The 23,044-nt window shown below is 63.4% G+C and carries 22 protein-coding genes and 1 tRNA gene; 13 read left to right on the top strand and 10 right to left on the bottom strand.

Translation table 11 applies throughout. The features are described 5' to 3' along the window. Positions 1–61: 61 nt before the first annotated feature. The 9 genes from AC1RR3_RS12750 to AC1RR3_RS12710 all read left to right on the top strand — a co-directional run bounded on the left by AC1RR3_RS12750 (position 62) and on the right by AC1RR3_RS12710 (position 9,226). Complete coding sequence (locus tag AC1RR3_RS12750; protein WP_492822912.1) at positions 62–1,240, top strand: 2-methylaconitate cis-trans isomerase PrpF family protein; 1,179 nt, start codon at positions 62–64, stop codon at positions 1,238–1,240. Positions 1,241–1,261: 21 nt separating this feature from the next. Further along, the gene (gene prpB / locus AC1RR3_RS12745; protein ID WP_492822910.1) at positions 1,262–2,185 is read left to right on the top strand and encodes a methylisocitrate lyase; all 924 of its coding nucleotides are present in this window, start codon (positions 1,262–1,264) and stop codon (positions 2,183–2,185) included. A 223-nt stretch (positions 2,186–2,408) separates the two neighbouring features. Next, positions 2,409–3,122 carry a type 1 glutamine amidotransferase gene (locus AC1RR3_RS12740; RefSeq protein ID WP_492823161.1) on the top strand — a complete coding sequence of 238 codons (714 nt, stop codon included), beginning with the start codon at positions 2,409–2,411 and terminating at the stop codon, positions 3,120–3,122. A 186-nt stretch (positions 3,123–3,308) separates the two neighbouring features. Then, entirely contained in the window at positions 3,309–4,229 is a 921-nt protein-coding gene (locus AC1RR3_RS12735) for a MurR/RpiR family transcriptional regulator (protein WP_492822908.1), read from the top strand. A 28-nt stretch (positions 4,230–4,257) separates the two neighbouring features. Beyond that, a complete protein-coding gene (locus AC1RR3_RS12730) occupies positions 4,258–5,340 on the top strand; it encodes an ABC transporter substrate-binding protein (RefSeq protein WP_492822906.1) in 1,083 nt (360 codons plus the stop codon). Next, positions 5,337–6,455, top strand: a complete 1,119-nt coding sequence (locus AC1RR3_RS12725; protein ID WP_492822904.1) for an ABC transporter ATP-binding protein — start codon at positions 5,337–5,339, stop codon at positions 6,453–6,455. The genes AC1RR3_RS12730 and AC1RR3_RS12725 overlap by 4 nt, the downstream gene beginning before the upstream one ends. Further along, positions 6,452–7,294 (top strand): ABC transporter permease, encoded by an 843-nt coding sequence (locus AC1RR3_RS12720; protein WP_492822902.1) that lies wholly within the window; start codon positions 6,452–6,454, stop codon positions 7,292–7,294. The genes AC1RR3_RS12725 and AC1RR3_RS12720 overlap by 4 nt, the downstream gene beginning before the upstream one ends. After that, positions 7,291–8,082, top strand: coding sequence for an ABC transporter permease (locus AC1RR3_RS12715; RefSeq protein WP_492822900.1), 792 nt, complete (start codon positions 7,291–7,293; stop codon positions 8,080–8,082). Before AC1RR3_RS12720 ends, AC1RR3_RS12715 begins: the two co-directional genes overlap by 4 nt. Positions 8,083–8,137: 55 nt before the next feature. Beyond that, complete coding sequence (locus AC1RR3_RS12710) at positions 8,138–9,226, top strand: M24 family metallopeptidase (RefSeq protein ID WP_492822898.1); 1,089 nt, start codon at positions 8,138–8,140, stop codon at positions 9,224–9,226. A 364-nt stretch (positions 9,227–9,590) separates the two neighbouring features. On the opposite strand, the gene AC1RR3_RS12705 is transcribed toward AC1RR3_RS12710, so the two are convergent. The 4 genes from AC1RR3_RS12705 to AC1RR3_RS12690 all read right to left on the bottom strand — a co-directional run bounded on the left by AC1RR3_RS12705 (position 9,591) and on the right by AC1RR3_RS12690 (position 14,858). Then, positions 9,591–10,883, bottom strand: a complete 1,293-nt coding sequence (locus AC1RR3_RS12705) for an MFS transporter (protein ID WP_492822896.1) — start codon at positions 10,881–10,883, stop codon at positions 9,591–9,593. A 62-nt stretch (positions 10,884–10,945) separates the two neighbouring features. Beyond that, the gene (locus AC1RR3_RS12700; protein WP_492822894.1) at positions 10,946–11,935 is read right to left on the bottom strand and encodes a succinylglutamate desuccinylase/aspartoacylase family protein; all 990 of its coding nucleotides are present in this window, start codon (positions 11,933–11,935) and stop codon (positions 10,946–10,948) included. Further along, a complete protein-coding gene (locus tag AC1RR3_RS12695) occupies positions 11,932–13,149 on the bottom strand; it encodes a pyridoxal phosphate-dependent aminotransferase (protein ID WP_492822892.1) in 1,218 nt (405 codons plus the stop codon). Before AC1RR3_RS12695 ends, AC1RR3_RS12700 begins: the two co-directional genes overlap by 4 nt. 83 nt (positions 13,150–13,232) lie before the next feature. Further along, positions 13,233–14,858 (bottom strand): thiamine pyrophosphate-binding protein, encoded by a 1,626-nt coding sequence (locus AC1RR3_RS12690; protein WP_492822890.1) that lies wholly within the window; start codon positions 14,856–14,858, stop codon positions 13,233–13,235. A gap of 98 nt (positions 14,859–14,956) precedes the next feature. Between AC1RR3_RS12690 and AC1RR3_RS12685 the strand changes: the two genes are divergently transcribed. Continuing rightward, a complete protein-coding gene (locus AC1RR3_RS12685) occupies positions 14,957–15,880 on the top strand; it encodes a LysR family transcriptional regulator (RefSeq protein ID WP_492822888.1) in 924 nt (307 codons plus the stop codon). A gap of 37 nt (positions 15,881–15,917) precedes the next feature. Here the strand turns inward: AC1RR3_RS12685 and acdA are convergent, their stop codons facing one another. Beyond that, positions 15,918–17,126, bottom strand: coding sequence for a 3-sulfinopropanoyl-CoA desulfinase (gene acdA / locus AC1RR3_RS12680; RefSeq protein WP_492822886.1), 1,209 nt, complete (start codon positions 17,124–17,126; stop codon positions 15,918–15,920). Here acdA and AC1RR3_RS12675 point away from each other — a divergent pair. Then, positions 17,119–17,286 (top strand): hypothetical protein, encoded by a 168-nt coding sequence (locus AC1RR3_RS12675; protein WP_492822884.1) that lies wholly within the window; start codon positions 17,119–17,121, stop codon positions 17,284–17,286. The two genes, acdA and AC1RR3_RS12675, sit on opposite strands and share 8 nt — an antisense overlap. A 274-nt stretch (positions 17,287–17,560) precedes the next feature. Here AC1RR3_RS12675 and AC1RR3_RS12670 read toward each other — a convergent pair. After that, positions 17,561–17,634 (bottom strand) — tRNA-Gly (locus tag AC1RR3_RS12670). Positions 17,635–17,951: 317 nt separating this feature from the next. Continuing rightward, entirely contained in the window at positions 17,952–20,363 is a 2,412-nt protein-coding gene (locus AC1RR3_RS12665; protein WP_492822882.1) for an ATP-binding protein, read from the bottom strand. Between the two features lie 334 nt (positions 20,364–20,697). Between AC1RR3_RS12665 and AC1RR3_RS12660 the strand changes: the two genes are divergently transcribed. Beyond that, positions 20,698–21,411 (top strand): substrate-binding periplasmic protein, encoded by a 714-nt coding sequence (locus AC1RR3_RS12660; protein ID WP_492822880.1) that lies wholly within the window; start codon positions 20,698–20,700, stop codon positions 21,409–21,411. A 10-nt stretch (positions 21,412–21,421) separates the two neighbouring features. On the opposite strand, the gene AC1RR3_RS12655 is transcribed toward AC1RR3_RS12660, so the two are convergent. Together AC1RR3_RS12655 and AC1RR3_RS12650 are read right to left on the bottom strand one after the other, a co-directional pair. After that, positions 21,422–21,625 carry a hypothetical protein gene (locus AC1RR3_RS12655; protein ID WP_492822878.1) on the bottom strand — a complete coding sequence of 68 codons (204 nt, stop codon included), beginning with the start codon at positions 21,623–21,625 and terminating at the stop codon, positions 21,422–21,424. A gap of 30 nt (positions 21,626–21,655) precedes the next feature. Continuing rightward, entirely contained in the window at positions 21,656–21,841 is a 186-nt protein-coding gene (locus AC1RR3_RS12650; protein WP_492822876.1) for a hypothetical protein, read from the bottom strand. Between the two features lie 204 nt (positions 21,842–22,045). Here AC1RR3_RS12650 and AC1RR3_RS12645 point away from each other — a divergent pair, with 204 nt between their 5' ends. After that, positions 22,046–22,420: a YciI family protein gene (locus AC1RR3_RS12645; protein ID WP_492823159.1), complete on the top strand. Its 375-nt coding sequence runs from the start codon at positions 22,046–22,048 to the stop codon at positions 22,418–22,420. Here the strand turns inward: AC1RR3_RS12645 and AC1RR3_RS12640 are convergent. Then, positions 22,387–22,980: a TMEM175 family protein gene (locus AC1RR3_RS12640; RefSeq protein WP_492822874.1), complete on the bottom strand. Its 594-nt coding sequence runs from the start codon at positions 22,978–22,980 to the stop codon at positions 22,387–22,389. The genes AC1RR3_RS12645 and AC1RR3_RS12640 overlap by 34 nt on opposite strands. Between the last annotated feature and the right edge of the window lie 64 nt (positions 22,981–23,044).

Here is a 23,044-nt window from a genome sequence, read left to right as displayed (position 1 = left end):
GCTCCACGAATGTATACACTGGTATCCAGCGTATACATCAGTATGCAGAAGAAGCAACGTCATGCCACAGAACAAGCTCAAAGCCACTTTCATGCGGGGCGGCACGTCGAAGGCCGTCGTGTTTAACAGACAGGACCTGCCGGCAGATCCCGCACAATGGGATCCGATCTTCTTGTCCGTGATGGGTTCGCCCGATCCCAATGGGCGCCAGCTGGATGGAATGGGCGGCGGGCTGTCGTCCCTATCAAAGGTATGCGTGGTCGGCTCGCCGACGCGGCCGGATGCCGACATCGACTACACGTTCGCGCAGATCTCAGTGAAGAGCGCCGCAGTCGATTACAGCGCAAATTGCGGCAACATGTCTTCGGCGATGGGTCCGTTCGCCGTCAGCGAAGGCCTGGTGACGGCGCCCGCGAACGGCGAAGCCGTCGTGCGTATCCACAACACCAACACCGGCAAGATCATCGTTGCACGTTTCCCCATGGCTGACGGGAACGTCGAGACCGATGGCGAGATGACAATCGACGGCGTCGGCGGACAGGGAGCGCCCGTCCGGCTCGAATTCGTCGATCCCGGCGGGACCAGGACCGGGCGCCTGCTCCCGACGGCACGACCGTGCGATCATTTCGATATCCCCGGCCTTGGTTCCGTCGAAGCGTCGCTCGTCGATGCCGCCAACCCTTGCGTCTTCGTCGCCGCCGCCTCGCTTGGCAAGGACGGCAGCGAGATGCCCGAGGCACTCGAGAGCGATCCGGTCTTTCTCGAACGGATGGAAGCGATTCGCTGCGCGGCCTCGGTGGCGATGGGGCTTGCGCCTGATGTTGCGGAAGCGGCCAAAATCCCGAGCGTGCCCAAGGTAGCGATGATCGTGGCACCGCGGCAGATGACGACGTTGTCGGGGCGCCGGCTGGAATCTTCGGAGATGTCGCTGGGCATCCGGATGATCTCGATCGGTCAGCCGCACCGCGCGGTCCCGATTACCGGCGCGACCTGCCTGGCCATCGCGGTGCGCATCAAGGGCACGCTTGCGAACCAGATGGCGCGCGCCGGAGATGGCCCGATCACCATCGCTCATCCCTCCGGCACGACCGTGGTCGATGCCGCCGTCGAACATGCCGACGATCCTGCGAAGGCGCGCGCCATTCATGGCGCGGTGTACCGCACCGCGAGGCATCTGTTCGAGGGCAACGTTTTCTATCGAACCGCCAAGGCGACCGCGCAAGCACGGCGCAGCGCATAATAACTTCCGGAGTTCCAGACGATGACTTATCTCGTTGCCGCCGATCTTCCCCGCGAATCCGCCGGCCGGCGTTTTCGCGAGCTGTTGAAGCGGCCCGGCATTTTGCAATTGCCGGGCGCCCACAACGGCATGTCGGCGCTGCAGGCCAAAGCGGCCGGTTTCGACGCGCTCTATCTTTCGGGCGCAGCGATGACGGCGTCGATGGGCCTGCCCGATCTCGGCATCATCGCCGTGGATGAGGTCGCCTTCTTCGTCCGCCAGATCGTCCGCGCGGCGGGACTGCCTCTCCTGGTCGACGCCGACACCGGCTATGGCGAAGCGTTGAATGTGATGCACGCGACCCGCGTCTTCGAGGATTCCGGCGCAGGCGCGCTTCATCTCGAGGACCAGATCCTGCCCAAGAAGTGCGGCCATTTGAACGACAAGAAGATTGCCGATGCGCATGACATGGCAGCCAAGGTTGCGGCCGCAGCGAAAGCGCGGCGCGATCTCGTGATCATCGCCAGGACCGACGCCGCCGCAAGCGAAGGCCTCGACGGGGCGGTCGCCCGCGCAAAGCTCTACATCGAGGCGGGTGCCGATGCGATCTTTCCGGAAGCGCTCAACACGGCCGAGATGTTCCGCGCCTTTGCCGAGCGCATGCCTGACGTCCCCCTGCTCGCAAACATGACGGAGTTTGGAAAGACGCCGTTCTTCACGGCCGCAGAGTTCGAAGCCATGGGCTACGCGATGGTGATCTGGCCGGTGTCTTCACTTCGAATGGCGAACAAGGCCCAGGCCGAGCTTTACGCGGCGATCTCGCGCGACGGCGGCACACATGGGGTCGTCGATCGGATGCAGACGCGGGCGGAGCTCTACGCAACAATCGGCCTGCACGACTACGAAGCGCTCGATTCGTCGATCGTTCAGACGATCGTTCCGGCCGGCATGCCGCAACGCAGGTGAACGTTGCGAGCCCCGGCTATGAGGCAATAGCGCACTGTCCAGATCCTGCGCGAATTTCCCTTGAACGCTCAACGCAGATTCTGACCATTCACAGCCGTTTTGCTCGTTGAATCGCTACAGAATTTGCTTTTGTCAGAATGGCGTTCGAGTCACTGGCAGACTAAGTATCCGGCAACAAGTTGCGCTGGCCTTGGCAATCGTCTATGTCGGCTCACGACTCGCCATGCCACGCATCACGATCATTGAAACGGGACTCGTCCGCCCGCACCATCGCGAGCGTCACGGTTCCTATGCGGAAATGTTCAAGCGCCTGATCTGCGCCGACGACGCGTCGATCGGCTTCGACGTGGTCAGCGTCGTTAATGGCGAGCCATTGCCACATCCGGACGAACTAGAGGCGATCCTTATCACCGGCTCGTCCGCTGGCGTCTATGATGCGTTCGACTGGATCGCGCCCTGCGAAGAATTCATCCGTGTGGCCTATACGAACAACACTCCGATGGTCGGCGTCTGCTTCGGCCATCAATTGATCGCGCAGGCGATGGGCGGCGTGGTGCGCAAGTCGGATAAAGGCTGGGGTATCGGACGGCACGTCTACCAGGTGACGCCAGGCAACGGCGTCATTGGAGGCGAGCGCATCGCCATCGCCTGCTCGCATCAGGACCAGGTCGTCGAGGCTCCGGAGGGGGCAGAGACCATCATGTTCTCGCCATTCACGCCGCATGCCGGCTTGCTCTACGCCAATGGCACGACGTTGTCGGTACAGCCGCATCCGGAATTCGACGTGGATTACGCCACGGCGCTCTGCGAAGCGCGCGAAGGCATTGCTCCCGATGCGGTGGTCGCCAGCGCCAAGAAGTCGCTATCCGAACCGCTCGATAGCGCGAGGCTTGGGCAGGCGATCACGCGCTTTCTCTCCGCCCGCGCGGTGACGTAACGGCTACAAATCCGGGATGCCGGCCTCGGGCTGGATTCCGGAAGGTCAGCCCTCGACAGCGACCTCCAGGACTAGCCCCCGCCGCAAACAAACCGAGCGCTCAGGCGGCGCGCTTTAGGCTTGCGCGATCATGTCGCGTTTGCTACCAAACTACATATAAATGTAGCATTTGCGACATAGGAAGCCATGACAGCCTTCCGTGATCAAGTCTCGGCGCATTTCGACCGTCTGACGGTGGCGCAGCAGGACCTCGCGCGCCGCGTGCTGGAACTCGGCGAGCGCGTCGCCTTCATGACGAGCCGCCAGCTCGCCGAGGCAGTCGGCCAGAGCGACGCTGCGATCATCCGCTTTGCGAAGGCGCTCGGCTATGGTGGCTTTCCGGACATGCGCGAGGCAGTGCGGGCGCGCCTGCTCGACGATGTCGGCGCCAGTGGAATGCGGACGTCGGCGAGCGATGCCAATGCGTTCTCGCGCGAACTGGTGACGGCCGGGACGGCCCTGATCGAAGAGACCGCGCGCCTCAACGCGCAGGAGACCGTCACCACGGTGGCCGACTTGCTGATCGCCGCTCGCGGCATCTACGTCACTGGCCATGGCACGACCTATCCGATGGCTGCCTACCTCGCCATGCAACTACGCCAATCGCTCGACAAGGGGCAGGTCTTCAACGTCGAACATGGCGACCTCGCCGATCGCTTTCGCTCCATCGGCCCGCAGGACGTGTTCGTCGGCATCGGCTATCCGCGCTACCTGCCCTACACCATCGACATATTGAAGCTGGCACGCGATGCCGGTGCCACCGTCGTCGCGATCACCGATCGTGTCTCCTCGCCGTTGGCACGGCTCGCGCATCACACGCTCTACGTGGCGCGCACCACCACCGCCCCCGCATGGTGGTCGCAGACCGGCACCATGTTCATCGCCGACTGGCTCAATGCGCTGGTGCTGGCGCGCGACGACAGCACGCTCGCCCATCTCCGCCGCTCCGACGAGGAATGGAAACGCCTCGGCCACTGGAAGACCGATCGTGAATTGTCGCTCGAACAGCGTCGCCGGCGGACTCGGCGTGACGCCGACGACCCCGGCACTGCAGACGATGCAACCTGACTTCAACTCCAATAAGAGAGGCCGCACCATGTCAGCCAATATCCGCTTGTCTCGCCGCCGCTTCCTGACCGCTTCGGCCGCCGGAGGCCTTGCCCTTGGCGCTGGCAGCCTCGGCATGCCGGCCGTCCGGGCCGCCGGAGGAGAGGTGATCGTGCGCGGCCTCGGCGGCGCCTACCAGGATGCCATGGCCGCCGCGCTCTACAAGCCGTTCACCGCTGCGACCGGCATCGAGGTCACCGTCCAGCCGGCGACTGCCGCGCAGGTGCGCGCGATGGTCGAAGCCAAGCGCGTCAGCATGGACGTGATCGATCTGGTCGACATCTCGCTGTACTCGCTCGACAAGATCGGCGCGCTGGAACCCATCGACTACGCGTCGATGCGCTTTTGCCACCCCGATGATCTGCAGCCGACGATCCGCCGTCCCAACATGGTGGGCAACCTCTATTTCGCGACGGTGTTGACCTACAACACCGACGTCTTCAAACCGGGCACGCATCCGCGAAGCTGGGCTGAGGTCTGGAACGTGGCGAAATTTCCGGGCGCACGCACGCTGGCCGACCAGAAGGCCGGTGCGGCCGAGCTCGAATTCGCTCTGCTCGCCGACGGCGCCGCGCGCGACAAGCTTTATCCGATCGACCTTGACCGCGCCTTCGCCTCGCTCGACAAGGTCAAGGGCAGCGTCGTGAAATGGTGGGACACCGGCGCCGTCTCCGCCGAATTGCTCGAGCGCAAGGAGGCCGTCGTCGGCGGGATCTGGAACGGGCGCGCGCAAGCCCTGATCGACAAGGGCGCGCCGCTCGCCATCGAATGGAATGAGGCCAAGCAGCAGGTCCAGTATTGGGGCATCGTTAAGGGCGCGCCAAACGCCGCCAATGCGCAGAAGTTCATCGACTTCGCGCTACAACCCAAGGTCCAGGCCGAACTGACCCGCTACATCGCCTACGGACCGACCAACAAGAAGGCCTTCGAGTTCGTGCACGACGCCGATCGCGCCAAACTGCCGAGCCTGCCGGAACACTTCACGCAGTCCTTCGAGCAGAACGCAGAATGGTGGCTGGCCAACCTCTCGGGCGTCGGCCAGCGCTGGCAATCCTGGGTGCTCAGCCGATGACAGGTGACGCGAGGTCCGGCACCGAGCTGAAGCTCGAAGACGTCAGCAAACTCTACCAGGGCTCCGCCGCCGTGGACCGGCTCGATCTGACGGTCGCCGGTGGCGAGTTCGTCACGCTGCTCGGCGCCAGCGGCTCCGGTAAGACGACGACGCTGATGATGCTCGCGGGCTTCACCCAGCCCGACAGCGGCCGCATCTCGATTGGAGGGCGGGAGGTTACCGCACTGCCGCCGGGCAAGCGCGATCTCGGCGTCGTATTCCAGAACTATTCGCTGTTTCCGCATCTCACGGTCGCGCAGAACCTCGCCTTTCCGCTCGAGATGCGAAAGGTCGGCAAGACCGAGATCAAGGCCACGGTGGCGCGGGCGCTTCAGATGGTGCATCTACCCGACAAGGCGGAGCGCTATCCGCGCGAGCTTTCCGGCGGCCAGCAGCAGCGCGTCGCCTTGGCGCGCGCGATCATCTTTCAGCCGCAGGCGCTGCTGATGGACGAGCCGCTCGGCGCGCTCGACAAGAATTTGCGGGAGCACATGCAGATGGAGATCAAGCGGCTCCACGCCTCACTCGGCGCCACCGTCGTGTTTGTAACCCACGACCAGGAAGAGGCGCTGACGATGTCGGACCGCGTCGCCATAATGGACAAGGGCAAGATCGCGCAGATCGCCTCCCCGCGTGCGATCTACGAAGAGCCGGTGAGCCGCTTTGTCGCGAGCTTCATCGGCCAGTCGAACTTCCTGCCCGGAACGGTGCTCGGCCGGGACGATGATGGCTTCACGGTCGAGCTGGCGAGCGGTGAGAAACTCAGCTGCCGTGGGCGGCACGCCCCCGCGCCCGGCAACAAGGTGCTGGCGGTGGTGCGGCCCGAGCGCCTCGCCATCCACCGCGGGAAGCCGGAAGTTTCGGACAGAAAGACAATCTCCGGCCAAGTTTCGGACGCGCTCTATCTTGGCCACACCATCAAGCTCGAGGTGCGGCTTGCCGACGGCACAACGCTGATGACGCAGAGCACCAGCGCGGCACTTGCCGGCGCGGTGCCATTGCCAGGCAGCGCCGTCGAGCTCAGCCTCGGCGATGGTCCGCTCTGGTGCATCCCGGCTGCGGAGGACGCGGCGTGACCCCATCTCGCCAAGCGGCCGGACCTTGGCTTCTGCTGGCGCCGGCGCTGATTTTCCTCGGCATCTTCTTCCTCTATCCGCTTGCCGGGATGCTGGCGCGCAGCGTCATCGATCCGGTTCCGACCTTGCGCCATTATGTCAGGCTGATCAATGAGCCGGTCTATCTGCACGTGCTCTGGACCACCTTCGAGATCTCGCTCGCGGTGACGCTATGCGCGCTGCTGATCGGATATCCGCTGGCTTACCATCTCTCGCAGCTCAAGCCGCGCACCGCAGGTCTACTGATGGTGCTGGTTATCGTGCCCTATTTCACCAGCGTGCTGGTCCGCACCTATGCCTGGATGGTGCTGCTTGGCACCGAAGGCATCCTCAACCAGATGCTGCTCGCACTCGGCCTGATCACGCGGCCGCTTTCCATCATGTACACGCGTCTGAGCGTCGTGATCGGCATGACCTACATCCTGCTGCCCTACATGGTGCTCGCGCTCCACAGCGTGATGCGCGGCATCGATACCAGCCTGCTCTACGCCGCCGAGAGTCTCGGCGCCGGCCGCATCCGGGCGTTCTGGCGCGTATTCGTCCCGCTCTCGATGCCGGGCGTCGCGGCAGGCAGCCTGCTGGTCGCGATCCTGGCGATCGGCTTCTTCATCACGCCGGCGCTGATGGGCAATCAGCAGGACAGCATGATCTCCATGCTGATCGAGGCGCAGGTCGAAACCTATTTCGAATGGGGCTTTGCGTCGGCGCTGGCCAGCATCCTGCTCGTCTGCACGCTGCTCTTGTTCTTCGCCTATGACCGTCTGGTCGGCCTCAACCGCTTGTTCGAGGCCAAGCGATGACCCAGCTCAACACCGGATGGTTCACCAGGCTGTGCGCGGTACTTGCGCTGGCATTCCTGGCGATCCCGATCATCGTCATCATCCCGCTCGCGATCAACTCATCCGACTATCTGCGCTTTCCGCCGCAGGGCTTCTCGCTGCGCTGGTTCAACGCGGTGCTTGGCAGCTCGGCCTGGATGGGATCAGCCGCAGCCAGTCTGCAGATCGCGCTGTGGTCGACGCTGCTCGGGGTGTCGTTGAGCCTGCTTGCGGCTGTCGCGCTGGTCCGCGGAAGGATCCGCTTCAAACAGGCCGTTTATGCGCTGATCCTGCTGCCGATGATCGTACCGAACATCATCTCGGCGATCGCGATGTTCTTCTTCTTTGCCGACGTCCACATCGGGGCCGGCACACTGCCGATCATCATCGGACACACCGTCCTCGCCGTGCCGGTCGCCGTCATCATCCTGTGTGCGACCCTACAAGGGGTCGACGGCCGCCTCGAGGACGCAGCGCTCAGCCTCGGTGCCGACCGGTTCACAGCCTTCCGCCGCGTCACGCTGCCACTGATCGCCCCCGGCATCGCTTCCGCAGCGATCTTTGCTTTCCTGTCGTCCTTCGACGAATTGATCATCGCCTTGTTCATGGCGAGCCCTTCAACGCAGACCCTTCCGGTCCGCATTTGGAACTCAGTGCTGTTCCAGCTCGATCCGACCATCGCCGCCATCAGCACGCTTCTGATCCTTGCGTCAGCGCTCTGCCTCGTGGCCGCCAACATGCTCTCCGCGCGCTCCAAGGCGCGCATCTAGTCGCGCGAAAGGTGAGTTTCCAATGGTGTTCCCGAAAGACGAATATGAATCGCGCGTGGCGCGCGTGCGCAAACATATGGCCGCACGTGAGCTCGACGTTCTCATCATCGACCAGACCGAGTTTCTCGCCTACCTCACAGGCTTCTCCATCTCCGAGAACATGTACCGGGCGTGCTTGCTCCCGCGCGACGGCGAGCCGATCATGATCCTGCGCGCCGTGGATCTCGGCCCGTTCACGGACAGTTCGTGGCTGTCGCGTTCCGTCGCTTTTGCCGATTGGGAAGACCCGATCCGGGTGGTCGCCGACACAGTTCGCCGCCTCGGCTACGCTCAAGGCCGCGTCGGCCTCGACGAGGACTCCTACTGCATGACGCTTTCCCGCTTCAAGCAGCTCTCCGCCGAACTCCCGGACGCGCGCTTCATGGATTTTTCCGGCGTGATGGCCACCCTCCGCGCGAGGAAGAGTGCCAGGGAGATCGCCGTGCTCAGGCGCGCTGCCGAGATCGGCGATCTCGGCATCGCTGCGGCTGTAGAGGCTTCCTGCGAGGGCCGTTCGGCCCGCGACGCCGCGTCAGCCGTCTACCGGGTGTTCATGCAGGAGGGCGCAGATGCCGCGCGCGCGGGCATCATCACGGCAGGCGTCGGCAACGCCTTCTTGCATGGCGGATTGACCAAACAGCCGCTCGCCAAGGGCGATATCCTGCATCTGGAACTTTTGCCATATGTCGACGGCTACAGCGCCCGCCTGATGCGCTCCGCGGTTATCGGTGAGATCGAGCCACGCCGGTCACAGCTCGCCCGGCGCCTGATCGAGATTCAGGACCGGCAATTCGAGACGATCAAGCCCGGAGTCCACGCCGCCGACGTCGACGCGCTGGCGCGAAAGGCCATGCTCTCCGACGGATTGCGGCCCGACTATCCCAATATCACCGGCTATTCTCTCGGCTGCTATCCGCTCCATACTCCACGCACCAGCGATTTCTCACGCATCTTCCTACCGACGGCAAATTGGACGTTGGAGGAAGGCATGGTGTTCCACATGTACGTGTCCGCCGACGGGATCGCGATCAGCGAGACGGTACTGGTCACGGAGACCGGGCATGAACGTCTGACGCGTTCACCTCGGCAAGTGTTTCAGGCGTGAACCTGTATTCGCTTCACTCTCAGAGAGCCCGTTTTGCTCGCCCTGATACGGGTCCGATGGCGGAGCGTTGCAGGATGAAGAAGGGTCAGTGGTCGTCGACAATCGCCATGGCGCACTATCCCCACGAGGATGATGAAGCCAAGCAAGACGTGCAAATGAAGCGCATCAAGCGGCGTGCAGAACAAGCGAAGGGAAAGTGTCGGAATGGGAATGCGCAACTTGTCAGAACGAAAAGGTCTCGACGCGCTAAGCTATTGAAACCATTGGAGCGGGTGAAGGGAATCGAACCCTCGTATTCAGCTTGGTAGCCGAAGCCTAACTGCCGAGCCTGCGAGTGGCGGCATTTGTGAGTCCCTGACACGCTTCAGGTCGCGCGATGCTTCCCGGTTTCGTGCATCAGGAACATCGCCCCGATTCCGACCAGACTGCTGGCGATGAGATACCAGGCAGGTGACAGCGGATTTCCGGTGGCAACGATCAGCCAGGTGACGATCACCTGTGCGCTACCGCCGAACACGGTCACGGCCGTCGCGTAGGCGATGGACAGACCGGTGCTTCGAACGGAGGCCGGAAAGCTTTCGGGAATCAGCGTCAGGCCGACCGCGCCTCCGAATGACGTCAGCACCGAGAGCGTTCCCGAGGCGATCACCAGCGCGGCCAAATTCTTGTGGCTGCTGAGCAGGAGGAAGGCAGGATAAGCCGCGGCCACCAATGCGACTTGCGACAAGATCATGATTGGCTTTCGACCAACCCGGTCGGCCAGATAGCCGCCGGAGAGGCTCGCCACGACCCGACCGATGCCGATCGTCAGGGTCGCCATGAAGGAAACCGTCGCATCCATCTTGAGCGTCGTCAGCGCGTAGGACGTCATGTAATTTCCGACATAGATCGCGATCGTCGTTGCCGTAATGACCAAAATCGCAAGAACCAGGGTGCGTGTGTGACCGACGACCAATTCGCCGAGCACTGCCGACGCCGTGGCATGAACAGGCGCCTCCACATCATCAGGAAGGCTCCGGCGGATCACGAGTCCAATCGGAATGATTGCAAGCCCGATCACAAAAGGCACTCGCCAGCCCCATTCCTGCATCTCCGCCTGGGAGAGGAGCGTTGAAAGGGCAACCCCGAGCAATCCCGAACAGATCACCGAGATGCCCTGACTGGCGAGCTGCCAGCTCGCATAGAGCGCCTTCTTGTCGGGCGGTGCCGCCTCGAGAAGGTATGTTGTCGCCGGTCCAACCTCGCCTCCGAGGGCAAAGCCCTGAACCAGACGTGCGAACACGACCAACGCGGGAGCCACAGGTCCGATGATGGCGTAGGACGGCGTGACCGCGATGATCAGCATTCCGACCGCCATGAGCGCGATCGTCAGCAACATTGCGGGCTTGCGCCCGACCCGGTCCGCATAAGCACCGATCACAATTCCACCAAGTGGACGTGTGATGAATCCTGCGCCGAATGCCGATACCGACAACAACAGGCTCGTGATTTCCGACTCCGACGGAAAGAACGCCCGACCGATCATGACGGCGAAGAACGAGTAGCTCGTAAAATCGAAGAACTCGAGCACATTGCCGACGACAGCCGCGGCAACGCCCTTGGCACCCAGGCGTGGCGCGTCTACGCGCGCGGTGCTACCCGCAATCGCTTCCTGCATGATGATGCTCTCTGTTTTGAAACGTGGATGATTTCAACCAATGCGCGGACGCATCGAGCCAGTCATGTCTCGGCCCCTATCTCGTAGAGACAGTCACCGCGTTTGGTGAGACTTGGAAACCGCCGGCACAGAACGCGGCCGGCGGACTGGAACGTGGCGATGGCCGGTTCACGCCACGGTGTGTCCGGGAAGTGAATGCGTGCTGCCGGCTGCCCCGCCGCGACAATCTCACCCAGATCAGCAAGCGGTTGGAACAATCCGTTTTCGGAGGCATAGACGTAATTGTCGAAGCCATTGACGGAAAGGATCCGGGTTTCGCCCGCGAGCTCGACCTCGCCATTCGTCACGCCGGAGGCGACCAGGATCCTGTTCACGCCCGCACTGGCGAGCGCCAGATGGTCCTGCTGAATGCTGCCGCCCCCACCGATCTCGATGCAGAGATAAGGGACATTGCAGCGCGCGGCGGCCGCCGCCATGGTGCGGTTCTCGCCTCCGAGCGGCTTGAACACGCAACCATAGGGAGCTCCAAACGCGCGGAGAAGCGTGAGCGTACGCTCCATGATCTCCGGATCGGGATTCGAACGGGCACGAATGGTCGGACAGTATTGCAACGAGCTCCCGCCGGAATGCAGATCGATGGCACAGTCCGCCATCGGCAGCAGTTTGGCTTCGATAAAATGGGCAATCATCTCCGTCGGAGAACCGCCCTCGCTACCTGGGAAGCTTCTATTGAGATTGCCGCCGTCGATCGGCGAGACCCGCCGCCCGGCCATCACGGCCGGATAATTTGCGGCCGGCAAGATAATGACGCGGCCCCGGACGCTCGCCGGATCGAGGGTTCGGCAAAGCTCGCCCAGCGCGACCTGGCCCTCATACTCGTCACCGTGATTGCCGGCAACAAGCAGCACAGTCGGCCCGGTTGAACCAGCAATGCATATGATCGGGATTGGTATCCAGCCATAGGCCGACTCGTGCGTTGAATGGGGCAGCCGCAGGAAGCCGACATGCCTGCCCGGCTCATCAAAGGAGATGGTGGGAGAGATCCGGCTCACTTGCGCACCCCACTCTCAAGCTTCGCAACAGCAGCCGCAATCCGCCGGCACGCATTCCGGATCGCTTCTTCCGAGGTCGCGTAGGACAGGCGCAGATGTGGCGACAGTCCGAAGCCGGCTCCATGCACCGTGGCGACGTGCGCCTCCTCGAGGACATATAAGGCGACGTCCTGATCATTCAGCAAGGGACGGCCATCGGGACGAACCGAACCAAGCAGACCAGCAACCGACGGATAGACGTAGAACGCTCCTTCGGACGCGAGGCAGCGGACGCCGGGTATGGCGTTCAACAAGCGTACGATCAGGTCACGCCGGCGCTCGAAGGCACTGCAGCGCTCGACAACAATTCCCTGCGGACCACGAAGCGCCTCGATGGCCGCGTACTGGGTAATTGTAGAGGTGTGCGTCGCCGTGTGGCCCAGCACATCGTTCATCGCCTGGATCAGGTCGCGGGGCCCCGCCGCATAGCCGAGCCGCCAGCCGGTCATCGAATAGGCCTTCGAGACGCCGTTCATGGTCAGCGTTCGATCGCGCAGATCGGGAAACAGCGCGGCAAAAGACGCATAGGTCCGCCGGTCGTACAGGATGTGCTCGTAAATTTCGTCGGACAGGATCATCACGTCTGGATGCCCGCGAAGGACGGCCGCCAGGGCAGCCAGTTCATCGCGATCCAGAACCGCCCCTGTTGGGTTGGAGGGCGAATTCAGAATCAGCCAACGGGTTCGCGAGCTGAGCGCAGCCGCGAGCTGCTCCGGCTTCAGCTTGAATCCGGCCTCCTGGCCACACGGCACGATGACAGGATGTCCTCCCGCAAGCCGGATGATGTCCGGATAGCTCGCCCAATAGGGGGCCGGCACGATGACCTCGTCCCCCTCGTCCAGCGTCGCCAGCATGGCATTGAAGATGACCTGCTTGCCGCCGCAGCCGTGCGTGACCTCCTGAACCGCGTAGTCGAGGCCATTCTCTCTTCTGAACTTCTCGACGATCGCCTTGCGAAGCTCAGGCAGCCCGGTGATGGAGGTATATTTCGTCGCGCCGGTCTGGATGGCCTCGATCCCTGCCCGCTTGACGTTGTCGGGCGTCTCGAAGTCGGGCTCCCCGATCGAGAGATCGATGACGTCGACGCCCTGCGCCTTCAGCTCCGCCGACTTGGCGACGACCGAGAGAATGGGCGACGGGTTGATACGACCCATCCGTTGCGCAACTTTATTCATCTTCGATTCCGATTACGGTTTTGACGCCGGCAAGGATGCAGGACAGATCGAGGAAGCGCAGGCCTGCGAGGCAGCCCGAGCTGTCAGATACGTCCGTCGTAAGCGCGCCGGTCGATTGTCGCAGCGATCAGCGTGAAGCCGTCCTCGCGTGCCACCGCCTCGCGGCACGCCTGTTCAAGCGAAGGACGATCTGCAACCGTCACACCGACACCCCCGAACGCGTTTGCGATCGCCGCGAAATCGTGCCGGCCGAAATCCACGCCCAAATTTCCCATCTGGCGGCCCCGCTGCTTCATCTCGATCAAGCTCAGGGACGCATCGACGAACACAATGACAGTCACGGGAATCCGCATCTCGGCCAGCGTCGACAGTTCGCCAATCACCATGAGCAGACCCGCATCGCCGGTGAACGCGACGACCGGCCGTGAGGGATCGGCAACCTTGGCGCCCATCGCCAGGGGAAGCGCACACCCCATGGTGCAAAGTCCCGTCGACTGCAGCAGTCCACGCGACTGATAGACCTCCCAGAGCTGCGACAGGAGAATCCGGTGCGCCCCGGAATCGACGGTTGCGACGGTGTCCTTGGGGAAAATGGAACGCACGCCTTCCACGACGGCCGACGGCCCCCACTCGCCGTGACTGGCAAAGGCGTCGCCGAGCGCGCGCTTAAGTCCGGCGGCGCGGTCGCCGGTCCATGTTCTGCAGGGCTTGGCTTCCCTGGAAATGGCGCGGAGCCCCTCGCCGGCATCGCAGATGAAGGCCAGCGTGGCGTGATGCATGTAGTGATCATTGCGAGCGGCCGCGAATTCGATGATGCGTTGCTTCGCTGGGTCCCAGACATCGCGCCATCCAATGCGCATCTCGATCGGGTCATAGCCGACGAGAAGAATGAGATCGGCTTCACGCACGAATTCGACCAGGAGCTTGTCGGCGAGCGGCGACAATCCCGCGCCGCCGAGCGCAAGCGGATGGTCCTCGGGCAGGATGCCCTTCGCCTTGTAGGTCGTGATGACGGGAACGCCGAACGTCTCGGCGAAGCTGCGTATCTGCTCTTCCGCGCCGTCGTTCAATGCGTCGAGGCCAACGATCATGACCGGACGCGAGGCTTCGCCGAGCCACGTGCGCCCGCGCGTCAGGTCCTTGCCTTCGGCAGGAGCAACTTTGGCCACCGGCCGATGGCGCGACACGAGCGGTCGCGGCACACGCATATCCGCAACCGAGATGGGGATGTCGATATGGACGGGGCCTGGCCTCGCCGACGTCGCCATCAGCACCGCCTTGTCGGCGATGATGTCGGCGCCCTCCGCCGTCAGCGTAAACGTCGCCTTGGTGATCGGCGCAAGAACGGCGCGATGGTCGAACACCTGGTGAGTGTAAGTCAGAGCTTCGTCGGCATCGACGCAGCCGGAAATCACGATCAGTGGGACACGGTCCTGCTGCGCATTCGCGACCACATTGAGACCGTTCGCAAGGCCCGGGCCGACCGTTGCGACGAGGATCCCGGGCGCGCCCGTCCTGTGATAGGCCCCTTCGGCCATGAAGCCGGCGGCATTTTCGTGCTTGCAGAGATGGAAGGTTATTCCGGCAGCTTCCAACGCGTCCACGATGGTGAGGACCTCGCCTCCCGGCATTCCGAAGGCATGCCGACATCCGGCATCATAGAGGCGGCGTGCGAGAATATCGGCGGCACGCGGTGGGCTGGCGTCCATGTGATTGATCTCCTTCATGAGAAGAACATGACAGAAATCATATCAACGCAACCGAAATATATTGATGTCTATATTCAGGACCTCTTAAGATAGGCCCCATGTCGGTCCGAGCCCTCAAGACGCTTCTCTGGATCCGCGACGGACGCTCCTTTCAGGAGACCGCGCGCGAACTCAACATGACCCTGTCTGCGGTCAGCATGCAGATGAAGCAATTGGAGGAATCCTACCAGGTCGCTCTGTTTGACCGCTCCACCCGTCCGCCCCGATTGACGCGGGCGGGGCTCACGCTGGCGGATGCCTCACGAGATATCGTCACGGCCTATGAAGATCTTCCGATCGTCTTGCGGAGCAGCCAGCCGCTCTCGGGAAAGCTCGCGCTTGGCGTGGTCGCGACGGCGAGCATCCGCCTGCTCCCGGCAGTCGCTCAACATCTGATGTCAGCATTTCCACTACTCAAGCTGCGGGTGGAAAGTGCTCTCTCGATCGATCTGGTGGACAGGGTCGCCGACGGCCGGCTCGACGCAGCCATCGTCACGGGAACCGAAGACCTCGGAAATGCTTTCGCGGTCACGCCGATCCTGGTCGAGCCCTTCGTGCTGGTCGCGGCAAAATCGGAGCGGCGGCGATTGTCGATCGATCTGCTCCGCACGCGCCCGTTCATTCGTTTCGCGGCGCGGACAGGCATCGGACAATTGGTCGATGCCTTTCTGGCCGATCGGTCGATCGAGATCCGCGAGGGCATGGTGCTGGATTCGCTGGAAGCGATCGTCGAGCTCGTGGCTCTCAACATGGGGGTGACGATCATCCCCGAACCCGAAGCACGCCGCTATGGTCAGGGACGGGTGGTCTGGACGGAAAGCCTGGGCAGGCCGCTCAATCGGACGCTCGCTCTGATCACCCGGCGAACGTCGGGATCGCTGGTGCTTCACGATCCCCTCGTGGCAGCGTTTCGCCAGGTCGCGTCGCAAAATCACGCCGCGGCACGACGGGGCCTTGCGGTGAGGAAAAAGGCAGGCAAATAGTAGCTGCGGGCGTTCACCGACGATCCGATCGACGACATCACGTCGCCGCGAGAGACGGACTTTGAGTTGACTCCACGTATCCGTCGCGGGTCTGCGGAATCTTCGTGTCGAGGATTCTGGACGCCACCAATGTCCTCAGCACCTGCGCCGTGCCGCCGGCAATCGTGAACATGCGGGCGTCTCGAACCATGCGCTCGAGTGGGTAATCTCGCGAATAGCCCCTCGCACCGAAGAGCTGGAGCGCCTGGTTCGTAACGGTGTTGGCGGTCTCTGAAGCGATGATCTTCGCCTGTGCCGCGAGCAGCGGATCCGGAAACGGATCCGCGCTCAGCGCAGCCTGGTGAAGTGACAACCTCGCGGCATTGAGCGCCACCGCCATGTCGGCCAGCATCCATTGCAGCCCCTGGAATTCGGCGATCGGCCGCCCGAACTGCTTGCGCTCCTTCACGAATGCCACCGCCTTTTCAAACGCCCCCTGCGCAATTCCAAGAGCAACGGTGCCGGCGCCAACCCGCTGGCTGTTATAGGCGTTGATGAGATCCGCAAAGCCACGCCGAAGACCGCGCGGCGGCACGACCAGCATATCCTCCTGAACCGCAAGATCCTCGAAGATCACCTCGGTTTCGGGAATGCCGCGAAGCCCCATCGCGGGCTCACGCTTGCCGATGATCAGGCCCGGCGTCCCTGCCAGGGCAATGAACCCGCCAATCCCCTGCTCCTCGCCGCGCTCGTCGAATATCCGGGCGAAGATCAAATGCAGCTTGGAGACGCCGCCACCCGTGATCCAGTGCTTCTTGCCATTGATGACGTAGGTGTTGCCGCGCCTGTCCGCGCGGGTCGTCATCTCGGTTGCCGCCGATCCGGCATCCGGTTCGGTGATGCAGATCGCGGGCTTGTCACCGGACAGCACGAGCTCCGCCGCCAGCCGCTTCTGCTTCTCCGTGCCATACTGCATGACGGCGGAAATGGCGCCCATGTTGGCTTCGACGGTAATCCGTCCGGTCGCGCCGCAGACCCGCGCCATCTCTTCGATGATCAGCGCGGCCTCGAAGAAGCTCCCCCCGCGGCCACCATAGCTCGCGGGAATGGTATAGCCCATGAAGCCTGCGGACTTGAGAGCCGCAACGTTGTCGAAGGGATAGGCTTCCGTTCGGTCGATCTCCGCCGCCTTGGGCGCGAATGTGCCGGCCAGCTCCCGCGCTGCGGTACGGAGCTTGAGTTGCTCGGGCGACAGCCTCATGTCCATCGAAATCATCCTTCTCGCCGGAAGCGGCGTAGAGCTCGATCCCCATTCGGAGCCGACGCTCGACAAAAGGCAAACCAATATTTTAGGACCTCGACTTCAAATAATGTTAAGTCGCGCCACGCGCATCGACAGCTTCGAACGTCGCCGCCTCCCGTCATGATTGGAATAGAGTCGCCGCAGACAAGACGGGATGACCATGCTCGAAGCTCGCGTCTCATCTGCGAGTCGCGATCATTCCCATCCAAGGACATCGGTAATCGTCGCCATGCTGGCCAAGAGCCAAGCCTATCGCGGACCATGAACAAAAACGAATTTAAGCAGAGCCCGAAAACATTCGCGAACTTGCACCGGCCTTCAGCCAGGGCGTGCTGATCCTGTCGGCATGGCGCCAGAGTGGAAGTTTGAAATTCCTGGCTAAGCTATTGAAATAGCTTTGGAGCGGGTGAAGGGAATCGAACCCTCGTATTCAGCTTGGAAGGCTGCTGCTCTACCATTGAGCTACACCCGCGTCAGGGGCTCCCTAACACGGCCGGGCGACGGTCTCAACTGCCCCTGGCCGGTCTTTCCCGCCTCGCGAACGGGCTTGTTCCCGGCCCTTCGCCCTCCCCCTTAACGGCGAGGCGATTTCGTCCTATATTAGGTCTCCCGAAACCAACGAAAGGAGGTGATCCAGTGTCTTATCTCAAGCGCTGTCACCTCGCTGGGATCGCCCGCTAGGCTTTGAATTGAGGCTTAGCATCGGGGCGCTCTCAGCCCTGGACCAGCGAGCAAGAAATCGGGCGCGACGGGGCCTCCCCGCCGCGCCTTTTTCGTACGTGGGCGCCCTCAGGCGGGCGGCTCGCCCGCGAGCACCTCGCGAAGCTTCTCCGACAGCTCCGACTTCCGGTATGGCTTGCGGAGCAGCGCCACGCCGGGGTCGAGATGACCCTCGTGGACGATGGTGTTGTCGGTATAGCCTGATGTGTAGAGCACCCTCGTTCCCGGCCGGCGGAGGCGGACTGCTTCGGCCAGTTCCCGCCCGTTCATGCCCCCGGGCATGATGATGTCGGTGAACAGCAGATCGAATTTCGCGCCCTGGTCCACCAGCGCAAGCCCCGCTGCGCCGTCGCCGGCAACCAGCGTGCGATAGCCGAGGCTGCCGAGCTGGGCGATGACATAGCCCTGCACCAGCGGATCGTCCTCGACGACCAGTATCGTCTCGTACCCGCGCGCCGCGGCAGGCGCCTGAACGGGAGCCGTTCTCGCCGGCGCCTCGCCCTTCGATCGCGGCAGGAACAACCGCATCACCGTGCCGCGCCCCTCTTCGCTCTCGATCGCGACGGTGCCGCCGGTCTGGCGGGCAAAACCGTAGACCATGCTCAGCCCGAGCCCGGTGCCGCGACCGACCCCCTTGGTGGTGAAGAACGGCTCGAACACGCGCTCGCGGATATCGGCCGGAATGCCGTGACCGGTGTCGGTCACCGCAATCATCACGAAGGCACCGCGCATGACGTCGCCGTCGGCGGCGCTACGCATGCCATCGAGCTCCCGGTTCGCGGTCTCGATCGTCAGCCTGCCGCCACCCGGCATCGCATCGCGCGCATTGACGGCGAGATTGACGATCGCCGAGGAGAGCTGCGAGGGATCCGCCATCGCGGACCAGGCGTCGTCGGCGAGCCGGGTCACGATCTCGATATGCTCGCCCAGGATCGGCCGGAGCAGTTTCGCCGTCTCGACCACGAGGGCGTTGACGTCGATCTCGCGCGGCTCCAGCGGCTGGCGGCGCGCGAAGGTCAGGAGCTGCGAGGTGATCTCGGCGCCGCGCGCGGCCGCATCGTCGATCAGCTGCGCGATCGCGGCGAACTGGGGCCTGTCCGCAAGCTCCTCCTGGATGATCTCGATGGTGCCGGTGATGACGGTCAGCACGTTGTTGAAGTCGTGCGCGACGCCGCCGGTGAGCTGGCCGATCGCGTCCATCTTCTGGGATTGGCGGAGCCGCTCCTCGGTCTCGTGCTGCTCGGTGAGGTCGGTGGCGGAGCCGCGATACCCCATGAAGCGGCCGTCAGCGGCAAACACCGGCTGGCCGTTGACGCTGAAATAGCGCACCCGTCCAGCCGCGTCACGGCCGCGATACTCGAACTTCCGGAACGGCTCGTGGCGATCCAGCAGCGCAATGTGCTGGCGCCATTTCTCCGGCTCGGACTCGCGGTCGAATGCGGCATCGAAGCGTCGCCGGCCGATCGTGGCTTCCCGATTCATGCCGAAGGCGTCGAACCGTTCCGAGATATAGGTGAAGACGTGATCCGGTCCGGTCTCCCAGAACCAGTCGGACGCGGTCTCGGCATAATTGCGGAAACGCTGCTCGCTCTCGCGCGCGTCGTCTTCGGCACGCTGGCGGATCTTGAGGTCGCGCTCGAGATTGGCATTGGCCTCGCGCAGCTCGCCATAGGCACGCTCGAGATTGCCGCACATGGCATTGAAGGCGTCGATCACCTTGTCCAGCTCGTCGGGATCGTAGGGCGGCCGGCGCTCCAGGTGCAAAGGCGGCGGCGGCCGCGCCAGGCTGTATTTGCTGACGAAGTCGGCGATGGCGACCAGGTGCCGCGTCACCAGTAGATGGAACATGTAGATGATGAACAACGAGACGAGGAAGGTCTTCGCCGCCTGGCTCGCCAGAATGACCAGGGCGCGGTTCAGCAATTGCTGGTAGATGTCGCTCAGCGTCGCCTCGACGTGGAGCACGCCGATCGCGCGCGCGGTGCCCTGCACGGTGGTGTTCAGCGGATAGTCGCGCGTCACGATCGACCGGGCACCCGGCTCACCGACCGCGACACGGATCGGATTGGGACGATCGGCGATCTCGCGCACCTCGGCGGCACGGATGTCGGGCAGCCGCAGGAGGCCATCGAGCTGAAGCTTAAGCTGGTTCTGGTCGAGATTCCACAGGCTCTCGCCGAGGCTGCCGGTGGTGCTCCGGCCGATCTCGTCGAGCCGCGTCTCGATCACGCCGACCTCCCGATCGTAATCGAGATAAAGCTGAAGCGCGGTCAGCATCAGCGTGACGATCGAACTGAACAGCAGCACGGCGGCCAGCAGGCGCGGCCCGACGCCGCTCCGCGACCAGTTGAATATCCGCGACAACAACGCCCCTATCATCGCCGGCGCAAGCGCAGCGCCGATCCCGTTCAAATCCGGCTTCGCAGCCGCCGGGGCAACGGCGCGGCTGCGCTTGGAATTCTCGTCGCCTGAGTTGCCCATGCACCACGTCCCCGCAATGGCGACACCCTGCTCCGGCCGGCCGGTCGCGGCCGCGAGCAATTCGATCGTTGAGACTTTCCCGTCACGCGACCGGCGTCGCGATCCTGTCGGCCCATGGGCGGCTTGAGGTCGGCGGGGTCATATCTTGCGCCCAGCAGCAGGATTCTCGCAGAAACTACCACTTCGCATGCTAGAATGACATCGGTTAAAGTTCGGAGTCGCCTGCACCGCGGGCGAGGGATGACAGTTGCAGTCGGCGCTCAGGCGCCACCCCCGGTAGATTTCGCGGGACTCCGAATCCAGTGGTAGCAATGCACGATCGAGGAGACGCGTGATGTGGCGGATAGCCGTCGCTTGCCTGTCGTTGCTCGCAGCCGCTCCATCGCAGGCGCAGGAGTTGATCCGGCTGGCGCGGATCGCCGGCATCCCCGATCAATATGTCGGTGGCGAGATGCTGCGCGCGGTCTACGCCAAGCTCAACATCAAGCTCGAATTCGAGGACGTCCCCGGCAAACGAGCGCTCGCGCTGTCGAGCGCCGGCGAGGTCGACGGCGAGATCCAGCGGATCGGAACGCTGTCCCGCGACTACCCGACGCTGGTCCAGGTCACGCCGGCGATCAACTACATCGAGCCCGCGGTGTTCACGACGAAGCTGCATTTCGACGTCGCCGGCTGGAGTTCGATCAGGGACTACAGCATCGGCATCGTCCGCGGCGTCGGCTCCTCGGAAGCCGGCACGCGCGGCCTGGCCCAGGTCACGGCGACAACCAGCCTCGAGAGCATGGTCAAGATGCTCGACGCCGACCGTTTCGACGTCATGGTCACGGACCTCTTCAGCGGTCTCGTCGCGGTGAGGAAGCTCAATCTGCAGGCCAGGATCTACCCGCTCGCGCCACCGCTCGAGCGCATCCACATCTATCACTACCTGCATGAACGTCATCGCGATCTGGTGCCGAAGGTCGGCAACGTGATCGCGCAGATGGAGGCAAGCGGCGAACTGGCTACGTTGCGGGAGGCGCTCGTCAAGCAGGTCCTGAGCGCGCCGTGACAGTGCCGTCTCAAGTCGCGCGGAGCCGTTCGCGCAGGGCAACGGCGGCGATTAGCACGCCGACGCACCAGGCGATGACCGCCCGGTGAGGCTCATCGCCGAGGAGCACGGTGAAGATGCTCGCGAGCAGGCACGGCGCGATCGCCTTGCTGCTCCGGCTCGCGAGCGAAAGCAGGAACGGCAGCGCGGCGATCGAAATTTGCAGGACCATCATTTGTGGCGTGTCGGTTCACGGCGCGTGGCTTCAGAAGCCGCAGACGTTAGACGCGCGCGGACGCTTGCCGCGGCGGCTTTCGACGATGCGCTCGCCGCCGTTCTCGACCGAGCTGCCGTAATAGCGGTGATGACCCGTGTGGTCGTGCAGATCGGCAGGCTCCGATTCTGCCGCCCGCCGCGCGTCGCAGATGATCTTGATGGTATGACCCGACATAGCCGCCTCCGCATTCCTCAGCCTTCTCAGTGGTCATCAGTCGCATCGGCTTCAGGCGGCGTTCACTCCGGGGCGCCGCAATCGGGTTTCAGGATGGTTTCGTCGGGACCTGCATGACGCAATATTTTGTGGAGGGGGATTGTCGGCAGCGGCCGCGGTGATACGTCCTTTGGACGTGCGTTGCAAAAAATCAACGAGGTGACGATGCTTTACGCCATCCTGGCCTATCATGTGGAAGACGAGCTGTTGTCCTGGACGCCGGAGCAGGACGCCGCGGTGGTGGCCAAGGTCATCGAGGTTCAGGCGCCGCTGCGGGCCAGCGGACACCTTGGGCCGGCCGCCCGTCTGGATGACACAAGAAAGGCCCGCACCCTGCGCGGTCCCGGCGCCGGCATTGTGCTGGACGGCCCGTTTGCCGAGACCAAGGAGCAGCTTCTCGGCTTCCACCTCGTCGAATACGACACGGATGAGGAGGCGATTGCGGCGGCGCGAAAGCTGCGCGAGGTCAACCCGTCGGCGGTCTACGAAATCCGCCCGGTCAAGCTTTACGTGCCAGCCGACGGGTTCGGCGCGACATAGAAGCGCTGGATCAGCAGCCCGCCGAAAGCAATGAACCACAGGAAGGGCGCGACATGCGGCGCGAAGGCCGCCACGATCGTGCCCGGAATGAACACGAGCAGCGGAAACAGCGAGGCCATGATCTCGCGGCTCCAGCCGCCGATGATGGTCCACCATAGCCAGGCATTGAGGCCGGCAATTGCGGTGAGGTGTAGACCGTAGAGCACGGCGACCGCACTGCTCATGGGGTAATTGGTGTAGAGGCCGTTGGTCACCGGCAGCAGCACGATCGACAGCAGGAAAAACAGGTTGAGCATCACCGCACCGCGGCTGCCCACCGGCTGGCGCGCCAGCCGGCGGTGATGGCTGATCCAGAACACACCGGCGATGATGAAGCTGAGCGCGAAGCCGATCAGCTTACCCGAATAGACCCGGGCAAGATCGTTCCAGTCCGGCGCGCCGGAGAAGACCGCGGCCTTGGGCAGGTCGTAGGCCAACAGCGTCATGGCGACGCCAAAAATGGTGTTGCTGAGCGATTCCAGCCGCCGCATCTCGAACTGTTCGGGCTTGAGCTCGGTCATGCCGCACTTTCGGGCTGGAACTTCGGAGCGCCTTTTCCCTAGGTCTTAACTTAGGTTCCGTCCA

The organism is Bradyrhizobium sp. GW821-FHT13H05, from assembly GCF_058804065.1.
This window is presented reverse-complemented; position numbering and strand designations above follow the sequence as displayed.